Here is a 26316-nt window from a genome sequence, read left to right on the forward strand (position 1 = left end):
AGTCGGCTTATTGATAAAACTGTCGAAACCACTGCATGGCCTCGAACACCGCCGGCGAGAACTCGGCACCTTCGATCGGATCGAGCTGGCGATCGACGATATCCCATTGGCCGGTGCCGTCGACCACGGTGATTCGATCCGGTTCGATGATACCGTAGTCGATGTAGCTGCTGGACTGGACCCAGGGGTGATCGATCCCCGGTGTCAGCAGATCCTCGCCCTGGGCGTAGTCGGAGAGCGGATTGCTGCAGCCCAGCGCATGACGCATCAGCATCGGTGCGACGTCGAGATGGCTGGTCATGCCCTCGACGCGCTCGGGTTCGACACCGGGGCCGTTGACGATCATCGGCACGTGGGTCTGAGGCGAGGCGAAGTTGCTGTTGTGGCCCCAGTAGTTCTTGCCGAAATCGTTGAACGACTGGCCGTGATCGGCGGTCACGATCAGCATGGTGTTATCCCACTCACCCTTGGCCTTGAGATCGTCGATCACGCGACCGAGCAGGACGTCGTCGTAATGCACGGCATTGCGATGGCGATTGGCGTAGGGTACCGGGTCGGTATCGGGTCCCAGATCGAGATAGTCCATTCTCTGGACCGACGGCTGATAGGGCTGCTCCGCCCCGTCCGGCACGTCGTAGCCGTGGGGCGCGTCGTAGAACAGCATGCCGAACCAGGGGGCGTCGTCCTTCTGCTCCTGCCGATCGAGCCAGCTCAGCCAGTCCTCGGTCATCTTTTGATCCCGGCCCGCTGGCGAGTCACCCGGCGTGCTCAATCGCAGCGGGTCGACCGACGAGAAAATCGTGCGATCGAAGCCGACGCCGTCGAGGCTGGCCGACGAGAAGATGCCCATCGCGTAGTCCTGCTTCTGCAGCTGGGTGATCAACAGGGGCGGAGTCTGGGTGTTGTCCAGATAGGCGTAGTAGTTGCCGGTGAGGCCGTAGAACAGGCTCATGGTGCCGTTGCGCGTGGCATTGCCGCCGCTGTAGTGATCGAGATAGCGACGTCCGCTTGCGTTGAGGGCGGCATAGAGATTCGGAGTGTTTTCGGGGCCGTACTCGTCGGCACGCCAGGAGTCGATCAGCACCACCATGACATTGGGGGCGTCGTCGGCCTGGCAGCTGAGCGGATTCTTGGGCCAGTCGAGATTCTGCGCCTGCTTGGCATCGATATCGGCACGTTCGGCGCGGGCGGCGCGGGGGTCGAGCCAGCCGTGCTCCTCCATGAAGTCCTTGGCCGTCGCCGGGAACAGCAGCGGATAGATGCCGACCTGCTGGGTCACGCTGCGCTGATAGCGGGCATCGGCGACGATATGCAGCGCATGGCTGGCAATCAGCATCACCAAAATGACGCCGCAGGCGATACCTGCCGGTAGATGTCGTCCCTTGCCGCCCACGATGAGGCGGCGCGCCAGCCAGCCTTCGAGTGCCAGGGCGGCGATCACGCAACCGACGACAATCAGCCAGGTCGTGGGGGCAAAGCTGAAAATCTCGCCGTTCTTGTCGCTCAGGAACAGCGAGATCATGAAGGCATTCACGTGGAAGCGGTACTGGGCGTAGACCACCGTATCCAGCAGCAGCGCGCTCAGCCCTAGCGCACCGAGCAGTGTTGCCGGCAGCCAAAGCCAGCGCGCCTTGATCACCAGCGCCAGAAGGGCGAGCGGTAGCCAGCCAAGCAGGACCAGCATGCCGAAATGGCCGATCCAGGTCAGGATCAGATAGGCGATCCCCATGGCATCGTGCGGCATTGCCAGGTAAGGCGTGTAGCGCAAGGCGATCAGCCAGACGAGCGGCAGTTGGAATAGGGCAAATAGCAGAGTGCTGCGCCAACGGCGCTTCAACGTGTCATGCATGAACAGGAAGAGCCTCAGCGTGGATGAGTGTTGGGCGCGTCGTGATATCCCTCGACGACGAGATCATAGTTGTGTTGGGCACTCGCAGGCGAGAAGCGAACGAAAGAGCGCTTGAGTCGTGACAGGTTGCGCTGACGCCAGTCGCCGGGAGGGCGCAGCCGACAGCGGTCGAAATCTATCAGCCAAACCTTATCGTCGGCTGAAACGAGGAGGTTACGCGCGTTGAGGTCGACATGATCGAGTCCTGCATCGTGGAATCGCCGGATGGTGGCGCCGACATCGGCGAGCAATCGTGGCGTCGCGTCGGCTAGGCGTTCTGCCAGTGCCTGGCTACTCGCGAGGCGCTCGGTGATCAGTGCCGCGCGATAGGTGAGGCCGTGACGCACGACGATGGTCGCGACTGGCGCCGGTACCGGCAGGCCTCGCTCGAACAGGGTTCGCGTCAGACGCATCTCGCGGAAGCCACGGGTACGCTCGAGCCCGGTCCAGAGATAATCAGCCTGACTGACCTTGGCGGCCATGCCGCCGCGACGATAGGGCCTCAGCACCCACTGATGCGCATCGATCGTGAGAAACTGGCTGGCGCCGCGACCGGGTGCGGAGCCGACTACCAGGCCCCGTTCGTCCCAGGCTTCCGGATCGAGCCACGCTTCACCGAACGCCGGCAGAACCGGCAGGTCGAGCTGAGCGAGACGCGCAGGATCATATAAGATATGCGCGTTCCGATGATGGTAGGTCGTGAGCGACATTGACCGATCCTTACATTGGGCTGTGCCAGATTGCGCCGCCTGTGCTGGCTGACAAATGAGGCATGGCGTACGGTGATGATCGCCGGATCGCATTGTAACCGGGCGAGCCCATCACCGCATGCGGGCACTACTCACCGCTCGGCATTCATCGTTAACCGCAAGGAAGCTGTCGTGACCGAAGATTTGCAAGCACCGTTGGCCGTGATTGCCATTCGCCAAGTGGAGAAGAGCACCGGTGCCAGTCGCAACGCCTTCGAACAGGCCGCGGCGCTGAAATCGCTTGGCTATCGGGTGGCGATCCTGGCCGAGCGGGGGCGACACGAACTCGCGGAAGCCGCCGGCGCCAAGTTGGTTCGGCTGAAACGCTGGCCGTTCAAGGGTCCCTTCCGGCGCTTCTGGTTCAACCGTCGGGTGCAGGCCTGGTGTCGGCGCCATCACCCCGCCATGCTGGTCAGCCACGGCGATGTGGAGACGCCTGACGTCGTCTACATGCACAACTGCGTGCACCTCGCCAGCCAGCGCATCCACGGCCGGGATCTGCCCGCGGGCCACGAAGTCGCGGCCATTCACGACCAGGTGCTCAAAAGCGGGAAATTCCGCCGAGTGGCGGTCAATTCGCGCATGATGGCGGAAGATTTCCGGGATCGCTACGGCATCGACGAGTCCACAATCGAAATCAGTTATCCCGGCTATGACCCGCACATCTTCAATCTCGAACGGGCCGCGGCAGGCCGAGAGGCGCGTCGGCGCGAACTCGGCGTCGATGACGATACCCGCTTGATCGGCCTGATCACGTCCGGCAACTTCACCAAGCGCAACGTGGCCGGGTTCGTCGACATCGCCGTCGGTGTGGAAAAACGCCTGCCCGGCAAGTGTCGCTTTCTGGTCGTGGGCAAGGATGATTTCTCGCCTTACCAGCGCCAGGCCGAACAGGCCGATATCGCCGAAAGCTTCATCTGGAAAACGACGGTCGCCGATGTCGAAACGCTCTACGGCGCGCTGGATCTGTTCGTGCTGCCAGCCCATATCGAGGAGTTCGGGCGCGTCTGTCTCGAGGCGATGGCCTGCGGGACGCCGGTGGTGTTGTCATCGACCACTGGCGCGGCCGAATTGCTCGAGTCGAATCATGCCGACCTGATTCTGGGTAGTCGCGATACCCTTGCCTGGATCGAACGTCTGGAAACGATGTTGAACGACGATAGTCTCGGTGCCCTGGGATCGAATCTCTCTACCCTGGTGACTGACTACTCCTATCGACGCCAAACCGAAAAGCTGCGGGACTCGTTCGATGCGTTGAGGCGCTCGGTAGGATGATGTTTGATCGATGTCGCCATCTCATCGTTCGTCCGGGAGTCGGCAGATCTGCGTATTCCCTCTTTCGAGACATAAGTGTGGATAGATCATGAAGACGACGGATGCGCTTGCCGAATCGCTCGGAGTTCCCGAGAGCTTGATCGCCAGGCTCAAGGCGACTGACCGCGTCGTGCTGGTGGCGAGTAATCCCAATATCACCAGACGCCATATTCGCCAGGCACAGATAACTCCCCGGTCCCTGGTTTTTAGCTTCAACAAGTGTCGTCAGCTACACAAGCTGCCTTTCGATACCAGTCACTATTTAGTTCATCGTTACGGCGTCAGGGACAAGCACTATTTTGGTTATCCCCATAAATTGAGAGTTCGCCTGTTCGAACGCTTCGCTAGAGATACCACCACGTTACTGTTGGATGGGCAGGCAGAGCCTGCCGATGGCAAGCACGTTTACGGTATCCCTATGCTTGGAAAGCTTTCTTTGTTGGAAAACTATCCGTTCGATACTCTGCCCGAGCGAGGCGGTGCCTCCACGGGTTTTTACATGATCGCCTTGTTGGCGGAGCTGAAAACGGCGCTGGGTCTAGACTTTTCCATGACGCTGATCGGTTTCACCGACGGCGGCGGTGGCCGGCAGTGGTATGGTCATGCCTGGGCGTTCGAGCGCCAAATGACGGCGCGATTGAATCCGGAAATGATCGAGGTGTTTCCTAAAAAGCAGACTTAGCCAGCCGGGCGGTTGGCTCGATGGTCGTTGTAGGCTGAGCCGAGCGTTGGACGAAATCCCCCTGCTGTTCCGGTAGACTACGCGTTTTATCCAATGGGAATTCAGTCAAGCCCATGAAGCACTCTCTGCCAGCGTGCCCGCGCCATATCGGCATCCTGCGCCTCTCGGCGCTGGGCGATGTCTGTAATCTGGTCCCCACGGTACGGGCGTTGCAGCGCCAGTGGCCCGAAGCACGAATCACCTGGATCGTCGGCAAGGCGGAATACAGCCTGCTGGATGGACTCGATGGCGTCGACCTGGTGGTCTACGACAAGGCCACCGGGCTCAAGGGCATGCGCGCGATATGGCGTCAATTCGAGGACGTGCGTTTCGACGTGCTGCTGCACATGCAGCAGGCGCTGCGGGCCAGCGTGCTGTCGCTGGGTCTCAAGTGCAACGTCCGGGTGGGTTACGACAAGGCGCGGGCCAAGGATTGGCAGCACTGGTTCACGCATCGCCAGCTGGCCCCGCATCCGCGTGCCCACGTGCTCGAATCCTTCATGGATTTCGCGCGGCTGCTGGGCGTCGAGGATACGCGTCTCGACTGGTCGCTGCCGGTACCGGAAGCCGCCTATGAAGAGGCCCGCCAGTTGACCGGCGATCAGCCCTACCTGGTCATCAGCCCCTGTGCCAACCCGCGCCTGCGCAACTTTCGCAACTGGTCGGCGGAAGGTTATGCGGCGATCATCGAGCATGCCTGGCAGCGCCACGGCTTGAAGACCGTCATGAGTGGCGGCGGTAGCCCCCTGGAACGTGACATGGGCGAGCAGATACGACGGCTGTGCCCCGACATCGAGATCATCGACGCCATCGGCCGAACTTCTCTCAAGGGGCTGCTGGCCTTGCTCGATCGGGCCCGCGTCGTGATCGCGCCGGATTCCGGCCCGGTTCACATGGCCAACGCGCTGGGTACACCGACGCTCGGGCTCTACGCTACCACCAACCCGGATCGTGCGGCGCCGTACTGCTGGCGCAATCAGGTGGTCAATCGCTACCCTGACGCCGTACGCCGCTATCTGAAGAAAACCGTCGAGACCGTCAGCTGGGGCACGCGCGTGCGACACGCCGACGCCATGGCGCTGATCACGCTGAACGACGTGGTCGACCACCTGGACAGACTGATGGCCGCGACGGACGATACCGCCCTGGCCGAAGACGCAACGGAGCCGTCGCATGAAGGTTGATCTTTCGCAGTTGGAGCATGCCCGTCTGCTGGTGGTGGGTGATGTCATGCTCGACCGATACTGGCACGGCGCGACGTCACGGATTTCCCCCGAGGCGCCGGTACCGGTGGTCAAGGTGGAAGACGCCGATGATCGTCCGGGCGGGGCGGCCAACGTGGCGCTCAATATCGCCTCGCTGGGCGGTCGGGCCAGCCTGGCCGGCGTGGTCGGGGAGGATGACAACGCCGGCCATCTCGAGCGCGCGCTGGAAGCGGCCAATGTGAGTGCTCACTTTCAGCACAGCCCCGATATACCGACGATCACCAAGCTGCGGGTCATGAGTCGCAATCAGCAGCTGATCCGCCTCGATTTCGAATCGCCGCTGTGGAACGTCGACACCGCGCCACTGATCGAGAAGGTTCAGGCGGCATTGGGCGACGCGGACGTCGTGATCCTTTCCGATTATGGCAAGGGGAGCCTCAACCGGGTCGAGACGCTGATCGCCGCCGCTCGCGCCGCCGGCAAGCGAGTGCTGGTCGATCCCAAGGGCAGCGATTTCAGCCGTTATCGTGGTGCCAGCGTGATCACCCCCAATCTGACCGAATTCGAGGCGATCGTCGGCCCATGCGCGGATGATGCCGAGCTCGCCGAAAAGGGCGAGACGCTGCGGGCGGCGCTGGAGCTCGAAGCATTGCTGGTCACGCGCAGCGAACGCGGCATGACGCTGATCCGTGAGAATCACGCCCCGCTGCATCTGCCGACCCACGCCCGCGAGGTGTTCGACGTCACCGGGGCCGGCGATACCGTGATCGGTGTGCTGGGTCTGGCGCTGGCGGCCGGCCACGGCTTTGGCGAGGCGGTGATGCTGGCCAACCTGGCCGCCGGCCTGGTGGTGGCCAAGCCCGGCACGGCCGTGCTCTCGGTGGCTGAGCTCTACACCGCGCTTCACGGCGACAGCCTGGCCGAGTACGGCGTCATCGAGGAAGGTGCGCTCATCGCGGCGGTGCGTGCGGCGCAGGCCCGCGGCGAACGCGTGGTGATGACCAACGGCTGCTTCGATATTCTGCACGCCGGTCACGTGGCGTATCTGGAGCAGGCCAAGCGCCTCGGCGATCGCCTGATCGTCGCGGTCAACGACGACGCCTCGGTGGCGCGGCTCAAGGGTCCCAAGCGGCCGATCAACACCTTGGCGCGACGGTCGCAGGTGCTGGCCGGGTTGGCGGCCGTCGACTGGGTCGTCCCGTTCTGCGAAGACACGCCGGCGCGGCTGATCGAGGCGATTCTGCCGGACCGGCTGGTCAAGGGCGGCGATTACCGGCCCGAGGATATCGCCGGCGGCGAGGCGGTCATCGCCAACGGCGGTGAAGTTCTGGTGCTGGGCTTCGAGGATGGCGTGTCGACCACCACCATGATCGATACCATTCTCGACCGCGAGCGCTGACCGACGGTGCGTGCCCGACCTGGACTATCGTCGCGCCTCGCGCGCTGGCTCTACTCGCTGGCGATCTACCTGCTGTCGCCCCTGATCTGGTGGCGCGTGTGGCGTGAGTGGGCACCCACTCACCCGCGGCTTGAGCGACTCGGCCTCATCCGGGCCAGCGGAGATCGCCCCCGGCTTTGGCTACATGCGGCCTCGGTGGGGGAAGTCGTCACGGCGACCTCGTTGATCCGAGCCCTGCTCGACGATCACCCCGATCACGATCTCGTTGTCACCACCATGACCGCCACCGGGGCCGAACGCGTGCGCCAGACCTTCGGCGACCGCGTCTCCCACCATTTCCTTCCGCTGGATTTCCCCGGTAGTGCACGGCGTTTCATCGCCCGGCTGAATCCGCGCCTGGCGATCATCACCGAGACCGAACTCTGGCCCAATCTGCTGGCGACCTGTCGGCGAAGAAACGTGCCGGTGGTGGTGGCCAACGGGCGTCTTAGCGCTGGCGCCTTTCGCCTCTATCAGCGTTTCGGAGCCCTGAGCCGCGGCATGCTCGAGACGATCAGCTGGATCGGGGCCAAGTCGCCGGTGGATGCCGAGCGGTTCATCTCGCTGGGCGCACCGGCGGCGCGGGTGGCGATGACCGGAGCGTTGAAGTTCGATCTCGATGTGGACGACGCCACGCGCCAGGCCAGTCGGCGACTGCGGGCGAGCTGGGGCGGGCGGCCGGTCTGGATCGCCGGTTCCACCCATCCGGGGGAAGACGAGCAGGTACTCGCCGCGCACGCTGCGCTCAGACGCCATATTCCCGATGCGCTGCTGATCCTGGTGCCGCGTCATCCGCAGCGCTTCGACGAGGTCTACGCCCGCTGTCTCGACGCCGGGGAGCAGGTTCTGCGATTGAGCGCCAAGCCAACGCTGACCGATGCAACGACGCTGTTGCTGGGCGATACCATGGGCGATCTGATGCGCCTCTACGGCTGTGCCGATGTCGCTTTTGTCGGCGGTTCGCTCACGCCGATCGGGGGGCATAACCTGCTCGAGCCGGCGGCGCTCGGCGTCGCGGTGGTCAGTGGCCCCCATCTCGATAACCTGCGCGAAATAGCCGATACGCTGGCGCAGAGCGATGCGCGGATTGAGGTCGGCGATGGTCGATCGCTGGGCGAGATTCTCGTGGCCTTGCTGGGCGATGACGAGCGCCGCCATGCGCTGGGTGAAGCGGGGCGCGCGGTCGTTGCCGCCAACCGCGGTGCGCTGGCGCGGACCCGTGAACAGGTCGCTGCACTGCTGAACGATTCGTAACGTCGTCAACGGAATGATCGAAAGCTCGGCCTGTCAGAGAAGTGTCAGAAATGACTGCGACACTCTTCTCAGGGCACGGACCTTTTGGCTGCTGGACATTCCCGTATGGATCTTCGATTCAAGACTCGCAAGCTGCGATTTTACGCTGGCGGCATCGCCAGCCTGCTCGTTCCCGATGGCCTCTATCGCCGACGCCTGGATCGATTGATGGCCTCGCTGTCTATCGAGGAGATGAACGCCGTTCTGGCGCGGGTCGACTATTACAACCGGCTGGCGAGCCCCTTCGATCCCTGCGAGACTGCCGTGCGCATCGACGATTTCCGCTACGAGAAGCGGAGCGCCTACTATCTCGACGCCAAGCAGGTGATGCGCCATTTCGATCCCGATCTGCGCTTTGCCTATCGCTTTGGCGACGTGACCTGGGTGGCCGACACGCCGACGGTCGTCAAGAGCCGCCCGATCTGCCGCGAGGCGCGGCCCGGTCGGTCGATGCTGCCCAGCCAGTCAACACGGCCCCGGAACGCCAACAACCTGCTGCTGAAACTCAACAGCGTTCGCCACTTCCATTTCGTCGACGATCAACTCGCATTCGCCGACAAGAAACCGGCGGTCGTCTGGCGCGGCAAGTGTTTCCACGAGCATCGCGCGGCGGTGCTGCGTGAGTATCGCCATCATCCGCGCATGAATATCGGCCAGAGCCACGCCAAGCGCCGCCATCAACCCGATTACCGGCCGTATCTCTCGATCGAGGAGCAGTTGCAGTACCAGTTCGTGCTCAGTCTCGAAGGCAAGGATGTCGCCACCAACCTGAAGTGGATCCTGTCGTCGAATTCGCTTTGCCTGATGCCGACGCCGCGTTACGAGACCTGGTTCATGGAAGGAACGCTCGAGCCCTATGTCCACTACGTACCGCTGGCCGATGACTGCAGCGATCTGGAGGCCAAGATGGACTACTACACCGCTCATCCCGAGGAGGCGGAAGCGATCGTTCGCAATGCCAACTCTCACGTGGCGCAGTTTCTCGATGGGCGTCGCGAACGGCTGATTTCACTGCTGGTGATGCACAAGTACTTCGTGCTGTCCGGTCAGCTTGCGGCTCAGCCTTTGCCGCTGCGGCAGCACTCGGGATTCAGCGCCAGTGCGGCGAGAAACAACTGGGCGTGACGATCCGCCAGTGCCTGGAGATCGCGGTCGTAACCCCCGCCGATGACCCCCGCGACGGGAATGCCGAGGTCGCGACACCGTGCGAGGACGAAGCGATCCCGGTGGTAGAGCCCCGCGGTACTCAGCGAGAAATGCCCCAGCCGATCACCGGCATGCACGTCGGCGCCGGCGTCGAACAGCACGAACTGCGGTCGGAAGTCGCTCAGGATCGGATCGAGTTCCCGGGCGAGACAGCGCAGGTAGGCGTCGTCGTCAGTCCCTCTGGGTAGTGCGACGTCGCGATCGCCCCGGACTTTCTCGAAGGGAAAATTGGCCTCGCCATGGATCGAGAATGTGAAGACTCGCGGCTCGTGGCGGAAGATCCAGGCGGTACCATCGCCCTGATGGACATCGCAGTCGACGATCAGAATTCGCTCGAGACGATGTTCGGCCAGCAGGTAATGCGTCGCGACCGCCAGATCGTTGAGCAGGCAGTAGCCACTGGCACGATCGGCATAGGCATGATGGGTGCCGCCGGCGGTGTTGAGTGCCAGCCCGGTCTGCATGGCGCTGTCCACCGCGACGAGTGTCCCGCCGACTTCCAGCAGGGTGCGTTCGACCAGCGCCGGCGACCAGGGGAAGCCGCTCGGCGTACGCCGCGTGGCCGCGATCTCGCCCAGGTAGAAACGCTGCAGGTAGTCGGCGGTGTGCCCACGCAGCAGCGCTTGGCTCGTGGCCGGGGCAGGGGTGATCCAGCAAACGTCGTCACGGTCGTCGAAGCCCAGCGCCGACAGGCGCTCCCGCAGGGCGCGGAATTTCGCCATGGGAAACGGATGACGCTCGGGCCAGTCGATGCTGTAGCCCGGGTGATGAACGATGGGTAGCACGCTCGAGTGATCTCCGCTGGGTCGATGGAAGCGCCGTTGCTGCCGGGCCGCGGCAATTGGTCCCTGGCGGCGGTGCCAGGGGGCACTACGCTGGGAGATGTCTCCCGATGCCGCGAGTTTTTCGCCATGCGAGTTACCGTTTTCAGTGCCCAGCCCTATGATCGCCGCTTTTTCGACGAACTCGCTGTCGTGCAAGATGCCGATGACGACATCGAGTGGCACTATCAGGAGGCCAGTCTCGATGCCGGCACCGTAGCGCTGGCGGCGGGCAGTGATGCGGTCTGCGTATTCGTCAACGACTGCCTCGACGCCGCCGTGCTCGACATGCTGGCCGCCCTCGGGATCCGCGCGATCGTGTTGCGCTGCGCCGGTTTCAACAACATCGATCTCGCGGCTGCCCATCGGCTCGGGCTGTTCGTGGCGCGGGTGCCGGCCTACTCGCCGGAGGCGGTGGCCGAACACGCGCTGGCGATGATCATGACCCTGAACCGCAAGACTCACCGGGCCTTCAACCGCGTGCGCGAGGGCAACTTCGCGCTCGATGGGCTGCTGGGGGTCACGCTGCATGGCAAGACGGCAGGCGTGATCGGGACGGGGCGGATCGGACTGTGCATGGCACGTATCCTGAAGGGACTCGGCTGCGATGTGCTGGGCTACGATCCCTATCCTGCCGACGCGTTCCAGGCCTACGGGGAAGCGGTCCCGCTCGAGGCGCTGCTGGCACGCTCCGATATCGTCTCGCTGCACTGTCCGCTGACCGAGCAGACCCATCACCTGATCGATGACGGGACCCTGGCGGCGATGAAGCCGGGCGCCATGCTGGTCAATACCTCGCGAGGGGCGCTGATCGATACCCCCGCGGTCATCGGTGCGCTGAAATCACGTCAGTTGGGGGCGCTGGCCATCGACGTCTACGAGCAGGAGAGCGAACTGTTCTTCCGCGACCACTCGGCGGAGATCATCGACGATGACGTGTTCGCGCGCCTGGCGAGTTTCCCCAATGTGCTGATCACCGGGCACCAGGGTTTCTTCACCGTCGAGGCGCTGCGCGAGATCGCCCAGGTGACCCGGGCCAACCTGATGGCCTTCGCCGAAGGCATCGAGTGCCCCAATCGGCTGTAGCGGGTCGGGTCAGCGGGTCATGCGCTCCACGCCACCGCCGGTACCCAGCAGCAGCACGTCGGCGGGGCGGCGGGCGAAAAGCCCGTTGGTGACCACGCCGACGATGGCGTCCAGCGCGGCTTCCATCGCTTCCGGATCGTCGAACAGCCTGTCGTAGCCATCGAGGATACGGTTGCCGTTGTCGGTCAGCACGCCATCCCGATAAACCGGGGTGATGCCGAGTTTGACCATTTCGCGGGCGACGTAGGAACGCGCCATCGGAATCACCTCGATCGGCAGCGGGAATCCGCCCAGTATCTCGACACGCTTGCTGGCATCGGCGATGCAGATGAAGCGCTCGGCGCAGGCCGCCACGATCTTTTCGCGCGTCAGCGCCGCGCCACCGCCCTTGATCATGCGCAGTCTGGCATCGATTTCATCGGCGCCATCGACATAGACCGGTACCGTGCCGACATGATTGAGCTCTAGCACATCGATACCATGGGATTTCAACCGCGCTTCGGTCGCATCGGAACTGGCCACCGCACCGCGGAAATCGTGTCGGCGAGCGGCCAGCAGGTCGATGAAATGATTGGCCGTGGAACCTGTGCCCACGCCGATCACCGCGTCCGGTGTCAGTAGATTGTCGATGTCATCGAGGGCTGCGGCGGCGACGGCGCGTTTGAGATCGTCCTGGGTCATGTCGGTTCCGGCAGGCTGAAAGAGGAGACAGATGTGGATTTTCACGAGGTGCGGCCAGTATAGAGTAAGCGAGGCGCGCTGCCGATGGCGCTGGACGCTCGGGGTCGGGGTCTGCTAACAATACGGGTCCACTATTATTACCCACCGTTCTCGTGCCCGCCGATTCCGAGGCGGGAGCGCTGCGCCCCAGCTGTTCGCCAGGACATACCCGAATGCAACTCGAAGACATCGTCAAGAAGATCCTCCAGGCCCGCGTCTACGAGGCGGCCCGGGAGACGCCGATCTCCCCGCTGCCCGCGCTTTCCCGTCGTTTCTCCAATCGCATCCTGATCAAGCGCGAAGACCTGCAGCCGGTCTTCTCGTTCAAGATTCGCGGCGCCTACAACAAGATGGCGCAGCTGAGCGAGGAACAGAAGGCCAACGGCGTGATTGCGGCCTCCGCCGGCAACCATGCCCAGGGTCTGGCGATGGCGGCCAAGCAGATGGGGGTCAAGGCGGTGATCGTGATGCCGCGGGTCACACCGGATATCAAGGTATCTGCGGTGCGTGGCTGGGGTGCCAAGGTCGTATTGAAAGGCGATGCCTTCGGTGAGGCCTTGAGCCACGCCCGGGAGCTGATCGCCGAGCACGGTTACACCTACATTCCGCCCTATGACGATTTTGACGTGATCGCCGGTCAAGGCACCGTGGCCATGGAAATCCTCCGTCAGCACACCGGTCCGCTCGATGCGATCTTCGTGCCGGTGGGTGGCGGCGGCCTGCTGGCGGGTATCGCTGCTTACGTCAAGTATCTGCGCCCGGAGATCAAGGTGTTCGGCGTCGAGGCCGAAGACTCCGCGTGTCTCAAGGCGGCGCTGGAGGCGGGCGAACGGGTGACGCTGGATCAGGTCGGCGTGTTTGCGGAAGGGGTCGCGGTCGCTCAGGTTGGCGAAGCGCCGTTCGAGATCCTGCGCCATCACGTCGACGGTGTCATCACCGTCAATACCGATGAAATGTGCGCCGCGGTCAAGGATACCTTCGACGACACGCGGGCGATGGCGGAGACGTCCGGCGCGCTGTCGCTGGCGGGGCTGAAGAAGTATATCCAGCAGACCGGGGCACATGATCAGACGCTGATGTGCATCAACTCCGGCGCCAATATCAATTTCGACCGCCTGCAGCATATTGCCGAACGCACCGAGCTGGGCGAACAGCGCGAAGCGATCCTGGCGGTGCAGATTCCCGAACGGCCGGGCAGCTTCAAGCAGTTCTGCCGGGTGATCGGGCGGCGAATGGTGACCGAGTTCAACTACCGCTACGCCGACCCTGACGGCGCGCATATCTTCGTCGGTGTACAGGTCAAGCCGGGCGGCGAAGATCGCGAAGAGGTCATTCGCCGGCTACGCGACGCGGACTATCCGGTCGAGGATCTCACCGATAACGAACTGGCCAAGCTGCACATTCGCCACCTGGGCGGTGGACGACCGCGGGAGCGTTTCGAGGAAGAGGTCTATCGTTTCGAGTTCCCCGAGCGGCCCGGTGCGCTGATGAACTTCCTCACCCACCTGCCGGCGGACTGGAACATCTCGCTGTTCCACTATCGCAACCATGGCGCTGCCTACGGGCGCGTGCTGGTCGGGCTGCAGATGCCCAATGGCGATCGCGCCCATGCCGAGGAGCATTTCGATCGCATCGGCTACCGTTATTGGAAGGAGACCGACAATATGGCGTATCGGCTGTTCATGGCCTAGCAGCGTACGATAGCGGTTACAAAAGTGTGAAATAGGCTGTAAAAGTGTCTGAAACCGACTTAAATCTTTTTGTGTAAATGCCGATACTATCGGGTAACGAAAAAGGTGTCATCTGGGCCGGAAACGCTCTTGTCAAGTTTTTGGCCTGACCCTATAGTCGTGCGCGTCGCTGCGGGGGGCAGCGGCCGAACCCAACGCAGCGGAGTCGACATGAAACGCAAGCCCGACTTGGTAATGGCATTGGTATTGATCTTTGGTGTCGGCGTGGTGGCCACGGGCTACGCGCAGACATTGCTGGGCGCCTGAGGCCCGCGAACACTCCGCATCCACCGGCTGGTGACAGACGTGAGATCAGGGAGTGGCGAAGAGAGTGAAAAGCCAATGGGGTGTGGCTGACGACGGCCGGTAGCGGAAACGCTGCCGGCCGTCGTCGTTTCGGACTCCATTTCCGGCGCGGGCTGGCGTTATGGCGTCAGCGGTCATTAGCGTCGTGGCTGGATGACTCGCCGGTCGCTGACGATCGCATCCAGCGGCACGTCCCAGCTGGCCACGGGCAGCGCCTCGACGCGCTGGCAGTCGTGGGCAAGCCCGATCAGTGCCGGCCTGGGGCGACGGCGCCGGGCGAAGGCAAAGGTCCGGTCGTAGAAACCGCCACCCATGCCGATCCGCTGACCGTCATCGTCGAACCCTACCAATGGCATCAGCACGGTATCCAGCGCCCAGGCCGGCAGCCGGTTGGCTCGTCGGGCGCCGAATCGGGTGTCCGGCTCGGCAATGCCGAAACGGTTGTGCGTCATTCGGGTGCCGGCGTGATAGCGCACGAACCACAGCCGGTTCTCGGAAAGAGGCCGCAATACCGGCAGATAGACCTGGGCACGACGCGCCGTCAGCCAGTCGATCAGCGGTCGGGGATCGATCTCGCCATCATTCGGCAGATAGAGCGCCACGCGTCGGGCACGTTGAAGTTCAGGCAACCGCGTGAGGCGGCGACAGAGTTCCCGGGAGGCCAGGCGTCGTTGATGCGGGGTCAGTGCGCGTCGACGTCGGCGCAATTCTCGCCGAAGTTCGCGTCTATCGAAGCTGCCATCGACGCCGGATACGGCGATTGACGATGCCGTCGCGGCCCGGGCAGATTCGGTGGTGATCGTTGCGGTGGTCTCGTTGAAAGACAAGAGAGTTCCCCAGAGTGCCGCTGTCATTCTGGCCCTGAACCTACTGGTTCAAGGTGGGTGGCCGCAGGCAGGCCTTCAGGCTTTCCGTCGCGCGGACATGCACACGGGCCTGCCTAGCATTTGGCCCCCTGGGTACTGCGCATAGGCTCGAGGGACTTTAATGACTGGCGCACACTCCAGGAAACACCACCATCGTAGCAGAGCGGCCCTGCATGCCCAATGACGGATTGAGATATGCGTTGAAGGAATCAGGAAGAAGGCGTGTTCTGGCCGGGTTCGCCGACCCGGGCCAGCGCGCGCTCGAGTCTTTCGCTCAAGTCGTTCAGGCTCTGTTCGCCGGCGCGATGGGAGTCCAGCGCGGTCAGCAGCTCATGGGTGATATTGAGGGCAGCCATGATCGCGATCTTGTCGGCACCCAGCACCTTGCCGCGGGAATGGATGCCGTGCATGGCCCGGTCCAGGTAGCGGGCGGAGCGCTTCAACTGCTCCTGCTCTTCGGGTGGACAGGCGATCACGTAGGGTTTGCCCAGCAGGGTGACTTCGGTCGTCGGGCGAGACGTGTCGCTCATGGTGTCGCTCCGGGGTGGGCGGTGAAGATCGATGCGGTAAGATGGCAGGCATTCGCGTCGTGAGCCGAGCGGCCATCGCCTGGATTCGACACTCTGCCTGCGGTCGGTGATCGACCAGGCTGGGCAACCTGACAACGCCCGGGCCGCTCGCCGCCGCGATTGATCCGTCACTATAGAGAGCCGATTATGGGCGGTCAACGCGATGCGCAGCCTTGGCTGCCGCGCTGCTCGTCCGCAAACGCTCGCGATCACCCAATCATGGATGCCGACATGTCGATCATCAACGACCAGCTCGATTTTTCCACCGTTGCCAACGTCTTCCTGGTGCATGGCAGTCTGCAGTCACCGGCGTTTCTCGACGGTCGTCTGTGTGCCGAGCTGGGCCTGCATGACGTAAGCGCCGAGGGCTGGCTGGAGGAAGTCTGCCTGGCGCTCAACGTCGAACAGCCGGAAAGCCGTGACGATGCCGACGTGCTGCTGGGCTGGCGTCGCCAGACGCTGGACGCCTTGTCAGCTGCCGAGCTCAACTTCGAGCCGCTGTTGCCGGACGAGCTGTTCTCGCTCTCCGAGCGGGCCCAGGGCCTGAAGGAGTGGACCCACGGTTTTCTCGAGATCGTCAACGAAGTGGACGGCGAAACCTACGGGAACTGGTCGTCGCCCCTGAAAGAGGCGCTGGAGGATCTGGGCCAGCTGTCGGCGATCGATGTCGAGATCACCGACGACCCCGAGAACGAAAATGACCTGTTCGCGTTGACCGAGCACGCCCGCATGGCGGCGATGCTGCTCTACACCGAGCAACATCCCGGCCAGCCCCAGGTAGAACAGCCCGAGGGCGAACAGGCCGAGAGCGGTGATCCCGCCGCCAATGACGCTGAAAAGCCGTCGTCGCTGCATTGAAGCCGCTCGCGTCTCGGGGCCGAAAGCCACCGGACGCGACGCGAATCGCCAATATCCCAGGCGTCTCTTTCGACTCTCGAGGCGCCTCGCTCAAGGAGAGAGGCATGTTACCCGAGCCGTTACCGCGCCCAGCCCCCATCTCGGCGGAAGAGTTTGCCGCCCGCCGCGAGCGTCTGATGGCCGAATTGCCGGAAGGCAGCGCCGTGCTGCTGCCGGGAGCCGCGCTCAAGACGCGCAATCACGACAGCGAATACACCTTTCGCCAGAACAGCGATTTTCACTATCTCTGTGGATTTCCCGAACCCGACGCCCTGCTGTTGTTACTGCCCGGCCGCGACGCCGGAGAAGCCATTCTCTACTGCCAGGAGAAAGATCCGGAGAAAGAGGCATGGACCGGTATTCGCATCGGTCCCGAAGGCGCCGTGAGCGATTACGGCATGGACGAGGCGTTCGACAACACCCAGCGGCACAACCTGACCGAACTGCTTGACGGTCGGCAGGCCCTCTATCTGCCGCTGGCCGACACCACCGCCATGGGGATTGCCGAGCGCGTGCGTGCCCAGCTGAGTGCGCGAGCGCGGCGGGGCGCGGTCGCTCCCACCCGGTTTGCCGATGTCAGCGCCTTGATTCACGAGCTTCGTCTGACCAAGAGCGAGGCCGAACTGGCGTTGATGCGCCACGCAGCGCACATCAGCGCGCTGGCACACCGGCGGGCCATGCATGCCAGCCGCCCGGGGCGCTTCGAATATCAGCTGCAGGCGGAAATCGAGCACGAATTCGTCTGGCACGGCGCCCGGGCGCCCGCCTACGGCACCATCGTCGGTGGCGGAACCAACGCCTGCGTGCTGCATTACGTCGAGAATGCGGCGCCACTGGCAGACGGCGACCTGGTGCTGATCGACGCTGGCGGCGAGTTCGATCTCTACGCCGGCGACATCACCCGCACCTTCCCGGTCAACGGCCGCTTCAGCGACGCCCAGCGCGCGCTCTACGACATTGTACTGGCAGCAGAAGAGCGCGCCGTGGCGGCGGTCAAGCCCGGCGTCACGCTGGAAGCCATCCATCAGGGTGTGGTGCGGGATCTTACGGCCGGCCTGATCGAACTCGGCCTGCTGGAAGGTGAGCTGGAAAAGAACATCGAGTCCCAGCATTTCCGACGATTCTATCTGCATTCGACCTCGCACTGGCTCGGTCTGGACGTTCACGACGTCGGCAGCTATCGGGTCGACGGTGAGCCACGGCCGCTGGAGCCGGGCATGGTGTTGACGGTGGAACCCGGCCTGTACATTCCCGACGCTGAGGACATTCCCGTGGCTTATCGGGGCATTGGCATTCGTATCGAGGATGACGTGGTCGTGACCGACTCTGGCGGGGAGGTGTTGACCTCGCAGGTGCCTAAAGCAACCGCCGAGATCGAAGCGCTGATGCAGGGCCAAAATTGATCATTTTTTGATCGCTCCTGAATCGGGTCAAAATATTACGTAATCGGTGTAACCGATATGTAGGTCGCGTGATGGCTGGATTCTGAATTTTCAATCGTAACGCAATGGCGGACGCGGATGTCTCAGACACAGCAAGCAACCACGGTCGACGTGGCGATCATCGGCGGTGGCCTGGTGGGTGCCAGCCTCGCCTGTGCGCTAGGCGGCCTGATAGAGACCGAGCGAGCACGGGTGGATGGGCGAGAATCTGACGCTGAGCCGCGCGCGCCGCTGCGCGTCGCGATCATCGAGCCCAATTCGCTGCCCAGCGTGGACGACGCGAGCACTTACCAGCCCAGTTTCGACGCCCGGGCCAGCGCGATTGCCTATGGCTCGCGCCGCCACTTCGCACGGTTGGGCGTGTGGCCGGCGATGGCAACGGAAGCGGCGCCGATTCGACACATCCACGTCAGCGAGCGTGGCCGCCTGGGCGCGACACGGCTGCATGCCGAGGAGCTTGGTGTCGAGGCGCTGGGTTACGTCATTCCCAACGCCTGGATGGGGCGAACGCTGCATGCGCGGCTCGGCTCACTGCCGATCGACTGGCGCTGCCCGGCGCGCGTCGAGTCGCTGGAAGCCGAGAGCGGCGGCTACCGCCTCACGCTCGATAGCGGCGAGGTCATTCACGCGGGCCTGACCGTGCTGGCCGACGGTGGCCGAGCCGGTTTCAAGGAGCGCCTGGGAATCGAGAGCGACCATCATCCCTACGAGCAGACCGCGCTGATCGCCAACGTCGAGGTCAGCCAGGCGCATGCCGGCTGGGCGTTCGAGCGCTTCACCCGAGAGGGCCCGATGGCCTTGCTGCCACTTGCCGGGCGCCGGATGGAGCTGGTCTGGACCCACCAGCAGGGCGCGGTCAACAGCACCCTGGCGCTTTCCGACGGCGCGTTTCTCGAGCGCTTGCAGCAAGCGTTCGGTGATCGCGCCGGCCGCTTCCGACGGGTGGGGCAGCGGCACACCTATCCGCTGTCGCTGGTCACGGCGCGGGAGACGATCCGCCCGCATCTGGCCATACTGGGCAATGCGGCCCACGCGCTGCACCCGGTCGCCGGCCAGGGCTTCAATCTGGCACTGCGAGGCGTCATGGATCTGGCCGCTGCCATCGAAGAGGCCCGGGCGAACGGGCGCACGGCCGGTGATCCACGGACCCTGGCAAGCTTCGAGGCGCGGCGGGCGGCCGATACGCACCAGATCGTACGCTTCAGCGATGGTCTGATCCGGCTGTTCGGCATCGATCATGCGGGCCTGGGGCATGCCCGCGCCGCCGGCTTGATCGGGCTCAATGCGGTGGGACCATTGCGGCGAACGTTGGCGAGGCGCGCCATGGGGATCGAACGTTAGATCCTGGCCTGGATGAACGCCCAGTCTGGCCTCGATCTGACCTTCTCGCCGACGTTGCAAAGAACGCTGGGCCGCGCGATACGCGCGTTCACGGGCCGAATCAGAGAGGAGACGCGTTATGGATGACAGCGATGTACTCATCGTGGGCGGCGGGGTGGTCGGCTCGACCCTGGCCTTGCTGCTGGGTGAAGCCAACTGGCGAGTGACGATCATCGATGCCTCGCCGGCGCCGGAAGGCAATGAAACCGTGGGCCAGGGGAAACCGGCGCTGCGTGTCAGTGCCTTGACCGCGACCTCGCAGCGTCTGCTGACGGCGCTGGACGTCTGGCCCTGGCTCGCTTCGCGCCGCGTGTCGGCCTACCGCGGCATGCAGGTCTGGGACGCCGAGGGTAGCGGCGAGATCGGGTTCGACGCCGACGAGGTGGGAGTCGATGCGCTGGGACATATCGTCGAGAACGAGCTGCTGCTGGCGGCGCTGGCGCGACGTCTCGAGTCGTTGCCCAACGTGGAATGGCTGCGGGAAGCCACACTGACCGGCTATACGCGCGACAACGATGTTGACCGCGAAGCCGCTCGCAACGCCGGCCATGCCGTGATCACGCTGGACAATGGCGAGCAGCGACGGGCACCGCTGATCGTCGGCGCCGATGGCGCCAATTCTCCGCTGCGCACGATGGCCGGTATTCCGGTCAGTGAACGCGACACCGGTCAGGCAGCCGTGGTGACCACCGTGCGCACCGATATCGGTCATGGTGGCGTCGCTCGTCAGGCGTTTCTTGCCACCGGCCCGCTGGCGTTCCTGCCGCTGACTATCGATGGCCGGGACGACCACTGCTCGATCGTCTGGTCGACCACGCCCGGCGAGGCCCGGCGGCTGACGGCGCTGGGCGATAGCGACGAGGGTCGGGCGCAGTTGGGAATCGAGCTGGCGCGAGGGTTGGGCGGACGGCTGGGCGACGTCGAAGTGATCGACGCCGCACCGCATTTCCCGATTACCCAACGCCATGCCCAGCGTTATGTCGACGAGGGCCTGGCGCTGATCGGCGATGCGGCTCACAGCCTGCACCCGCTGGCGGGTCAGGGCGTCAATCTCGGGTTGATGGACGCCGCCGTCCTCGCCGAGGAGTGGATTCGCGCCCGGCAGCGGGGCGCCCCGCCGGGAGACCGACGTATCCTGGTTCGCTACGAGCGTCGCCGGCGTGGCGAAAATGCGGCCATGCTCGCCGCCATGCAGGGATTCCAGCGGCTGTTCGGTAGTCGTCAACCGGCGCTGCGGCTCGCCCGCAACTGGGGCCTTAGTGGCGTCGATCGGCTGATGCCGATCAAGCGGCTGCTGATTCGTCAGGCGCTGGGAGAATACGGCGATCTGCCCGAGCGATGTCGGTAGCTCGGAGCCGGCCATCACTGTCTCGTCAAAACGGCTGCCCATTGGGCAGCCGTTTTGCCTTTCCCGTTACGAGAACATCATCAGGGAGCGGAATCGGTACTCTTTTCAGTCTGAGTGCGCTTGCCAGTATCAGCGCCTTGCCCCGCCCGAGGCCGCTGCACCACGTTGAGTGCCTTGAGCAGGTTCAACGCTTCACCCAGCTGATAGTCGTCGGCAGCGATCGGGGTGTCGATGCTGTCCGTCGCCTGGTCGGGATCGCCGTTCAGCAGATGGCCGCGAAGGTTGGATTCTCGCAGCTGGAAGCCGCTGTTGTCCTCGACTTCCAGGCGTCCACGGACCACGCGGACATCGGGCGCGATGCCTTCGGCCTGGATCGAGCGCCCACTGGGCGTGTAATAACGCGCGGTGGTGAGCTTGAGGCCATCCCCGTTGCCGAGCGGCATGACCTGCTGCACCGAACCCTTGCCGAAGCTCCGCGTGCCCATCAGCACGGCGCGGCCCTGATCCTGCAGTGCGCCGGCGACGATCTCGGCGGCGGATGCGCTACCACCATTGATCAACACCACCAGCGGCACATCGGGGGCCGTCGTCCTGGCATGGGCGGTGAAGCGCATGTCGTCGTCGGTCAGCCGGCCCTTGGTGTAGACCACCAGACCGCTGGAGAGAAACTGATCGGCCACGTCGACGGCGCTGGAAAGAACGCCGCCGGGGTTGTTGCGCAGATCCAGCACCAGGCCCTGCAGCGGGCCCGATGTCGTCAATGAATCCAGCGCGTCCCGGGTCTGCTCGCCGGTCCGGCTCTGGAACTGGCTGATCCGCAGATAGCCGTAGCCTGGCTCCAGCAGGCGGCTGGACACGCTCTCGGACTGGATCGACTCGCGGGTCAGCGTCACCTTGCGAGGCTCCTGTTCGCCGTCTCTCAGCAGCAGCAGTTCGATATCGGTGCCGGCTTCGCCACGCATCAGGTCCACGGCTTCCTGCAGGCTCAGATCGTTGGTCGGGGTGCCGTCGATGGCGACGATGCGGTCGCCCGGCTGGACGCCGGCGCGAGCGGCAGGCGTATCGTCGATCGGTGCGATCACGGTGAGCTGGTCGTCACGCAGGCCGACTTCGATGCCGACGCCGCTGAACTCCCCCTCGGTGCTTTCCCGCAGATTCTGGAAGGCATCGGCATCGAGGTATTCGGAGTGAGGATCGAGCTGACTGAGCATGCCGCGCATGGCGTTGCGCAGCAGCGTCTTGTCGTCGACCTGTTCCACATAGGTGCGTTTGATCCGCTCGAAGACTTCGGCGAAGGTCTGGACATCCTCGACCGGCAAGCCGTTGGCGGCATCCTGCTCGGCCTGACTGGGCGTGCTGCCAGCGTTGTGGCTTTGTGCTTCGGCGGTAGGAGCCAGCCCCATGGCCAGTGCCAGCGCGAATAGCAGCGCGCCGACGCTCGGGCGAGCGAGCTCGGCCACCGGTGTGCGAAGTCGTCTGGCAGTTGCCCCTTTGGCGAGGAGACCTGTGACGAAAGGCCGTTGGTTCAGGCGGCTTGAATTCATGCAGTCTCCGCGACTCGAGCTGGGTAGATTGGTGGGTGCCGTTGAGCTTGATCCGCTGATCCCGGCACGGTAGCAACGAAGAAAATGGTGAGAAGACATCTGACGGCACTGAGCCGCCCCCGTGAAGGAACGGCGTTTGATAACCCAGCATAGCGGTTCGACGGGGCGATGATCCAGCTTGCCGATCAGCGTTTGCCAATCCAGTTGCCGGGATTGATCGGATTGCCGTTCTGGCGCACCTCGAAATAGAGCGCCGGACGCGACTGGCCACCGGTATTGCCGACGGCGCCCACCGTCTGGCCGTTGGCGACCTGCTGTCCGGGATCGACATCGATCTGCTGCAGATGGGCATAGAGGGTGAGGATGCCGTCGCCGTGATCGAGAATCAGCAGGTTGCCGAAGCCGCGCATCCAGTTGGCAAAGACCACCCGGCCCGCGTGCACCGCCTTGATCGCGGTTCCTGCCGGTGCACCGATCAGGATCCCGTTGCGATTGACCCCGTCGCCGCTGCCATAGCTCGACAGCATCGATCCCTGAACCGGCCACGGCAGATCGCCCCGCGTCTTGCTGATGGCGGTCGAGGGTGGCGGCTTCTTGAGGTTGGCGAGCTCTTTCTGCATGCGGCTCAGCAGGCGTTCGACGTGCGCTCGATCCTGGTTGAGATCCTCGAGACGGGCCTGTTCGCTGTCATAGCGACCGTCGAGCTTGGCCACCAGCGCCTGCCGGTCCTTCAGGCTCGCGGCCAGTTTCTGACGCTGCTGCTCGAGGTCGGCTTGCACCTCATCCAGTCGCGAGCGGCGCTGATCGATCGCCGCCAGATTGTCATCCAGCTCTCGGTTGAGCGCACGCAGCGCCTCGAGCCGTTCCCGACGCGCCGACGACAGCGCGTTGAGATAATGCTGCAGCCGATCGACCTCGGCCGGGTCGTCCTGGTTGAGCAGCAACTTCAGCTGGGGCGTGGTGCCGAGACGATAGAGCGCGTCGAATTGCCGTGCCAGTGCCTCGCGTTGTCGTTCGCGCTCGGCAGCCAGGGTCTGGCGCTGCTGCTGGAGCTTGTCGACTTCGCCATCCAACCGACCGCGCTCGGCCTGCAGCGAATCCAGGCGCTTGTGAGTCTGGCCGATGGCGGTCTCGACCTGCTCCAAGGCCTCCTGGGCGTCGCCGCGGGCCGCCTGGGTATTGCCCAGCTTGCCCTGCAGCGCCTGAATGTCGGTCGCCAGGCTGTCCAGTCTGGCACGCGCCTCCTGGGGGTTGGCCTGACCCAGGGCCGGGCCAGCCAGCACCAGGCTGCCGGCCAGCAAGAGAGAGTATCCACCACTGCCTAGCCGGCACCGCGGGCGTCGCCTGCCTTGCCTATGCATCACGTCGGGCACGCTCCATCGTGCTGGGCAGCGACAGGCGAGCGGACATCATGCATCGTCGATCAGCACGTTACCGGTCATCTCCTCGGGAGCGGGTTGTCGCAGCATATGCAGCAGTGTCGGTGCCAGATCGCACAGCCGACCGTCCGGCTTGAGCCTGACGGGCTTGTCGCGGCTGCCCTGACTTTGACAAACGTAGACCAGCGGCACCATGAAGGTGGTATGAGAGGTATGCGGATTGCCGGTTTCGGGGTCGACCATCATTTCAGCGTTGCCGTGATCCGCCGTGACCAGACATTCGCCACCGGCTTTCTCGATCGCCTCGACCACGCGTCCCAGACAGGTATCGACGGCCTCGATCGCCTTGGTGGCGGCGCCCAGGTCGCCGGTATGGCCAACCATGTCGCCGTTGGCGTAGTTGCAGATGATCAGGTCGTACTTGTCGTCCTCGATCGCCTTGACCAGCGTGTCGGTCAGTTCGAAGGCGCTCATTTCCGGCTTCTCGTCGTAGGTCTTGACGTCCTTCGGTGACTGGATCAAGGCCCGATCCTCACCCTTGAACTTGGCCTCGCGTCCGCCGGAGAAGAAGAAGGTGACGTGGGCGTACTTTTCCGTTTCGGCAATGCGCAGTTGAGTCAGCCCATGACTTTCTGCCACTTCGCCCAAGGTGTTGACCAGATCCCGGGGCGGGAAGGCAGCGGGCGTATCGATGTCGTCCGCGTACTGGGTCAACATCACCAGACCGTTGCCGGCCAGCTTGATGCGCTCGCCGCGATCGAAACCGTCGAATGCCGGATTGACGAAAGCGCGGGTCAGTTCGCGCGCGCGGTCGGAACGGAAGTTCAGAAACAGCGCGGCATCGCCCTCGGCCATGACGATCTTGTCGCCGCTGGGCCGCACGGCGGTAGCGGCGACGAATTCATCGGTTTCGCCCCGCTCGTAAGCGGCGCTCAGGCCGGCCTCGGCACTCTCGGCGACGTGCTCGCCCTCGCCGAAGCGCACCACGCGGTAGGCTTTCTCGACACGATCCCAGCGGTTGTCACGGTCCATCGCGAAGTAGCGACCGACCACCGAGGCGACGAAGCCGTTATCGGCGCCCACCAGCTCGGCCAGTTTGGCGTTGGCACGCTCGATCGACGCACCGGCGCTCTTGGGAGCAGTATCCCTGCCGTCGGTGAACGCGTGGAGATAGATTCGCTTGGCGCCGCGATCGGCGGCCAGCGCTGCCACGGCCAGCAGGTGATCTTCATGGCTGTGTACGCCGCCGGGTGAGAGCAGACCCATCAGATGGACGGCCTTGCCGTTGGCGACCGCATCGTCGATTGGCAAGGTCAGCGCTTCGATCGTTTTCAGCTCGTCATCCGTAATCGCCTTGGTGATACGGGTGAAATCCTGGTAGACGATCCGGCCGGCACCAATGTTCATGTGACCGACTTCGGAATTCCCCATCTGGCCCTCTGGCAGACCCACGTAATTGCCATCGGTATGAATCAGGGTATTGGGGTAATCGCGCTTGAGGCGATCCATCACCGGCGTGTCGGCGGCGGCGACAGCGTTGTTGGCGCTGTTGTCGTTCTGGCCGTAGCCATCGAGAATCAGCAGTGCGACGGGGCGCGGAGTGCGGGAAGTATCTGCCATGACAAGCCTCGAAAAATCGGATGGACGGGATGAGTCGTGTCGAAAACCTATCGTTCGGCACCAGAGATGCTGGAATCTGTCGCTCTAGAATTCGTCGTTTTGAAACGAAGGTCTCAAAGGATAGCGCACCGGGCGAGTCGGGTCAGCCGTCCGCCTCGCGCTTGCCTCGTTTCACCGACGCCCTTGTGTATAATGGCGGGCCAGGATTTTCAGCCGTTCGCGCCCCTAGCAACGAAGGCTTCCATGCCGGATTGCAAGACGCGGTTTGACGCAGACGCGCCAAGGGCGGAGTCGCACGCCATGACGGCGTTTCGCGATCCCATTGGCCCCAGAATTAGAGTGCCGGCAGACCCATGATCGATCAGTTGTTCGAATTCGTCGAAAACCATCCGCTGCTGGTCAGCGCCTTTCTGGTCGTGCTGCTCGCGTGGTTGGCGTTCGAGGCCAAACGCGGCGGTGCTTCCGGCGTCTCCACCACCGAGACCACGTCTCTGATCAACCGCGAAGACGGCGTGGTGATCGATATCCGCGAGAGCAGCGAGTTCAAGGCCGGGCACATCGCCGGGGCCAAGAACATTCCGCAGTCGCGTCTGAAGGAGCGACTGACGCAGATCGAGAAGCACAAGGACACGCCGGTCATCGTGGTCTGCAAGCAGGGCCAGACATCGGCAGCCGCGGTTACCGAACTCACCCAGGCCGGCTTTTTGCGCGTCTACAAGCTCAAGGGCGGCATGGCACAGTGGCAGGCCGACGGCCTACCGGTCGTGCGTCGCTGATCGCGGCTCGGGCATCGC

22 protein-coding genes and 1 other RNA gene are annotated in these 26316 nt (G+C 63.9%); 13 read left to right on the plus strand and 10 right to left on the minus strand.

Going from position 1 to position 26316, the window contains the following annotated elements; all coding sequences use genetic code 11:
• Positions 1 to 7: 7 nt before the first annotated feature.
• Positions 8 to 1849, minus strand: coding sequence for a DUF3413 domain-containing protein (locus DOM36_RS12020; RefSeq protein WP_110643223.1), 1842 nt, complete (start codon positions 1847 to 1849; stop codon positions 8 to 10).
• Between the two features lie 14 nt (positions 1850 to 1863).
• On the minus strand, positions 1864 to 2598 hold the full coding sequence (locus DOM36_RS12025; RefSeq protein WP_110643224.1) for a 3-deoxy-D-manno-octulosonic acid kinase: 735 nt from the start codon (positions 2596 to 2598) through the stop codon (positions 1864 to 1866).
• A gap of 171 nt (positions 2599 to 2769) precedes the next feature.
• Between DOM36_RS12025 and DOM36_RS12030 the strand changes: the two genes are divergently transcribed.
• From DOM36_RS12030 to DOM36_RS12055, 6 genes are all read left to right on the plus strand, one after another.
• On the plus strand, positions 2770 to 3912 hold the full coding sequence (locus DOM36_RS12030; RefSeq protein WP_232823813.1) for a glycosyltransferase family 4 protein: 1143 nt from the start codon (positions 2770 to 2772) through the stop codon (positions 3910 to 3912).
• Positions 3913 to 4000: 88 nt separating this feature from the next.
• Complete coding sequence (locus tag DOM36_RS12035) at positions 4001 to 4633, plus strand: hypothetical protein (RefSeq protein ID WP_110643226.1); 633 nt, start codon at positions 4001 to 4003, stop codon at positions 4631 to 4633.
• 113 nt (positions 4634 to 4746) lie between these two features.
• Positions 4747 to 5856 carry a glycosyltransferase family 9 protein gene (locus DOM36_RS12040; RefSeq protein ID WP_110643227.1) on the plus strand — a complete coding sequence of 370 codons (1110 nt, stop codon included), beginning with the start codon at positions 4747 to 4749 and terminating at the stop codon, positions 5854 to 5856.
• Positions 5846 to 7276: a bifunctional D-glycero-beta-D-manno-heptose-7-phosphate kinase/D-glycero-beta-D-manno-heptose 1-phosphate adenylyltransferase HldE gene (gene hldE / locus DOM36_RS12045; RefSeq protein WP_110643228.1), complete on the plus strand. Its 1431-nt coding sequence runs from the start codon at positions 5846 to 5848 to the stop codon at positions 7274 to 7276. Before DOM36_RS12040 ends, hldE begins: the two co-directional genes overlap by 11 nt.
• A gap of 6 nt (positions 7277 to 7282) precedes the next feature.
• A complete protein-coding gene (gene waaA / locus DOM36_RS12050; RefSeq protein WP_110643229.1) occupies positions 7283 to 8569 on the plus strand; it encodes a lipid IV(A) 3-deoxy-D-manno-octulosonic acid transferase in 1287 nt (428 codons plus the stop codon).
• 105 nt (positions 8570 to 8674) lie between these two features.
• Positions 8675 to 9733, plus strand: coding sequence for a glycosyl transferase family 90 (locus DOM36_RS12055; RefSeq protein WP_110643230.1), 1059 nt, complete (start codon positions 8675 to 8677; stop codon positions 9731 to 9733).
• Here the strand turns inward: DOM36_RS12055 and DOM36_RS12060 are convergent.
• Positions 9667 to 10599 carry a histone deacetylase gene (locus DOM36_RS12060; protein WP_232823814.1) on the minus strand — a complete coding sequence of 311 codons (933 nt, stop codon included), beginning with the start codon at positions 10597 to 10599 and terminating at the stop codon, positions 9667 to 9669. The genes DOM36_RS12055 and DOM36_RS12060 overlap by 67 nt on opposite strands.
• Positions 10600 to 10725: 126 nt before the next feature.
• Between DOM36_RS12060 and DOM36_RS12065 the strand changes: the two genes are divergently transcribed.
• Positions 10726 to 11721, plus strand: coding sequence for a 2-hydroxyacid dehydrogenase (locus DOM36_RS12065; RefSeq protein ID WP_075570130.1), 996 nt, complete (start codon positions 10726 to 10728; stop codon positions 11719 to 11721).
• A 9-nt stretch (positions 11722 to 11730) separates the two neighbouring features.
• Here DOM36_RS12065 and rpiA read toward each other — a convergent pair whose 3' ends face one another.
• On the minus strand, positions 11731 to 12402 hold the full coding sequence (gene rpiA, locus DOM36_RS12070; RefSeq protein WP_110643231.1) for a ribose-5-phosphate isomerase RpiA: 672 nt from the start codon (positions 12400 to 12402) through the stop codon (positions 11731 to 11733).
• 212 nt (positions 12403 to 12614) lie between these two features.
• On the opposite strand from rpiA, the gene ilvA reads away from it, so the two are divergent.
• Positions 12615 to 14132 carry a threonine ammonia-lyase, biosynthetic gene (gene ilvA, locus DOM36_RS12075; RefSeq protein WP_075570100.1) on the plus strand — a complete coding sequence of 506 codons (1518 nt, stop codon included), beginning with the start codon at positions 12615 to 12617 and terminating at the stop codon, positions 14130 to 14132.
• A gap of 482 nt (positions 14133 to 14614) precedes the next feature.
• On the opposite strand, the gene DOM36_RS12080 is transcribed toward ilvA, so the two are convergent.
• The 3 genes from DOM36_RS12080 to DOM36_RS12090 form a co-directional block, all read right to left on the minus strand.
• Positions 14615 to 15238 carry a 5-formyltetrahydrofolate cyclo-ligase gene (locus DOM36_RS12080; protein ID WP_075570131.1) on the minus strand — a complete coding sequence of 208 codons (624 nt, stop codon included), beginning with the start codon at positions 15236 to 15238 and terminating at the stop codon, positions 14615 to 14617.
• A gap of 68 nt (positions 15239 to 15306) precedes the next feature.
• A non-coding RNA gene (gene ssrS, locus DOM36_RS12085) (6S RNA) lies at positions 15307 to 15490 on the minus strand.
• Positions 15491 to 15552: 62 nt separating this feature from the next.
• Positions 15553 to 15873 (minus strand): cell division protein ZapA, encoded by a 321-nt coding sequence (locus tag DOM36_RS12090; protein WP_075570101.1) that lies wholly within the window; start codon positions 15871 to 15873, stop codon positions 15553 to 15555.
• 270 nt (positions 15874 to 16143) lie between these two features.
• Between DOM36_RS12090 and DOM36_RS12095 the strand changes: the two genes are divergently transcribed.
• From DOM36_RS12095 to DOM36_RS12110, 4 genes are all read left to right on the plus strand, one after another.
• Positions 16144 to 16770 carry a UPF0149 family protein gene (locus tag DOM36_RS12095; RefSeq protein WP_110643257.1) on the plus strand — a complete coding sequence of 209 codons (627 nt, stop codon included), beginning with the start codon at positions 16144 to 16146 and terminating at the stop codon, positions 16768 to 16770.
• A gap of 104 nt (positions 16771 to 16874) precedes the next feature.
• Positions 16875 to 18212 carry a Xaa-Pro aminopeptidase gene (gene pepP, locus DOM36_RS12100; protein WP_110643232.1) on the plus strand — a complete coding sequence of 446 codons (1338 nt, stop codon included), beginning with the start codon at positions 16875 to 16877 and terminating at the stop codon, positions 18210 to 18212.
• 117 nt (positions 18213 to 18329) lie between these two features.
• Positions 18330 to 19592: a 2-octaprenyl-6-methoxyphenyl hydroxylase gene (gene ubiH / locus DOM36_RS12105; RefSeq protein ID WP_110643233.1), complete on the plus strand. Its 1263-nt coding sequence runs from the start codon at positions 18330 to 18332 to the stop codon at positions 19590 to 19592.
• Between the two features lie 118 nt (positions 19593 to 19710).
• Positions 19711 to 20979 carry a UbiH/UbiF/VisC/COQ6 family ubiquinone biosynthesis hydroxylase gene (locus tag DOM36_RS12110; RefSeq protein WP_110643234.1) on the plus strand — a complete coding sequence of 423 codons (1269 nt, stop codon included), beginning with the start codon at positions 19711 to 19713 and terminating at the stop codon, positions 20977 to 20979.
• 80 nt (positions 20980 to 21059) lie between these two features.
• Here DOM36_RS12110 and DOM36_RS12115 read toward each other — a convergent pair whose 3' ends face one another.
• The 3 genes from DOM36_RS12115 to gpmI form a co-directional block, all read right to left on the minus strand.
• Positions 21060 to 22523, minus strand: coding sequence for a S41 family peptidase (locus DOM36_RS12115; RefSeq protein WP_198651272.1), 1464 nt, complete (start codon positions 22521 to 22523; stop codon positions 21060 to 21062).
• 185 nt (positions 22524 to 22708) lie between these two features.
• Positions 22709 to 23824: a peptidoglycan DD-metalloendopeptidase family protein gene (locus tag DOM36_RS12120; protein WP_232823815.1), complete on the minus strand. Its 1116-nt coding sequence runs from the start codon at positions 23822 to 23824 to the stop codon at positions 22709 to 22711.
• Positions 23825 to 23932: 108 nt separating this feature from the next.
• Positions 23933 to 25522 (minus strand): 2,3-bisphosphoglycerate-independent phosphoglycerate mutase, encoded by a 1590-nt coding sequence (gene gpmI, locus DOM36_RS12125; RefSeq protein WP_110643235.1) that lies wholly within the window; start codon positions 25520 to 25522, stop codon positions 23933 to 23935.
• Positions 25523 to 25875: 353 nt separating this feature from the next.
• Between gpmI and DOM36_RS12130 the strand changes: the two genes are divergently transcribed.
• Complete coding sequence (locus DOM36_RS12130; protein ID WP_110643236.1) at positions 25876 to 26298, plus strand: rhodanese-like domain-containing protein; 423 nt, start codon at positions 25876 to 25878, stop codon at positions 26296 to 26298.
• Positions 26299 to 26316: the final 18 nt, after the last annotated feature.

It is taken from the genome of Salinicola sp. CPA57 (assembly GCF_003206035.1).
GTDB classification, from domain to species: domain Bacteria; phylum Pseudomonadota; class Gammaproteobacteria; order Pseudomonadales; family Halomonadaceae; genus Salinicola; species Salinicola socius.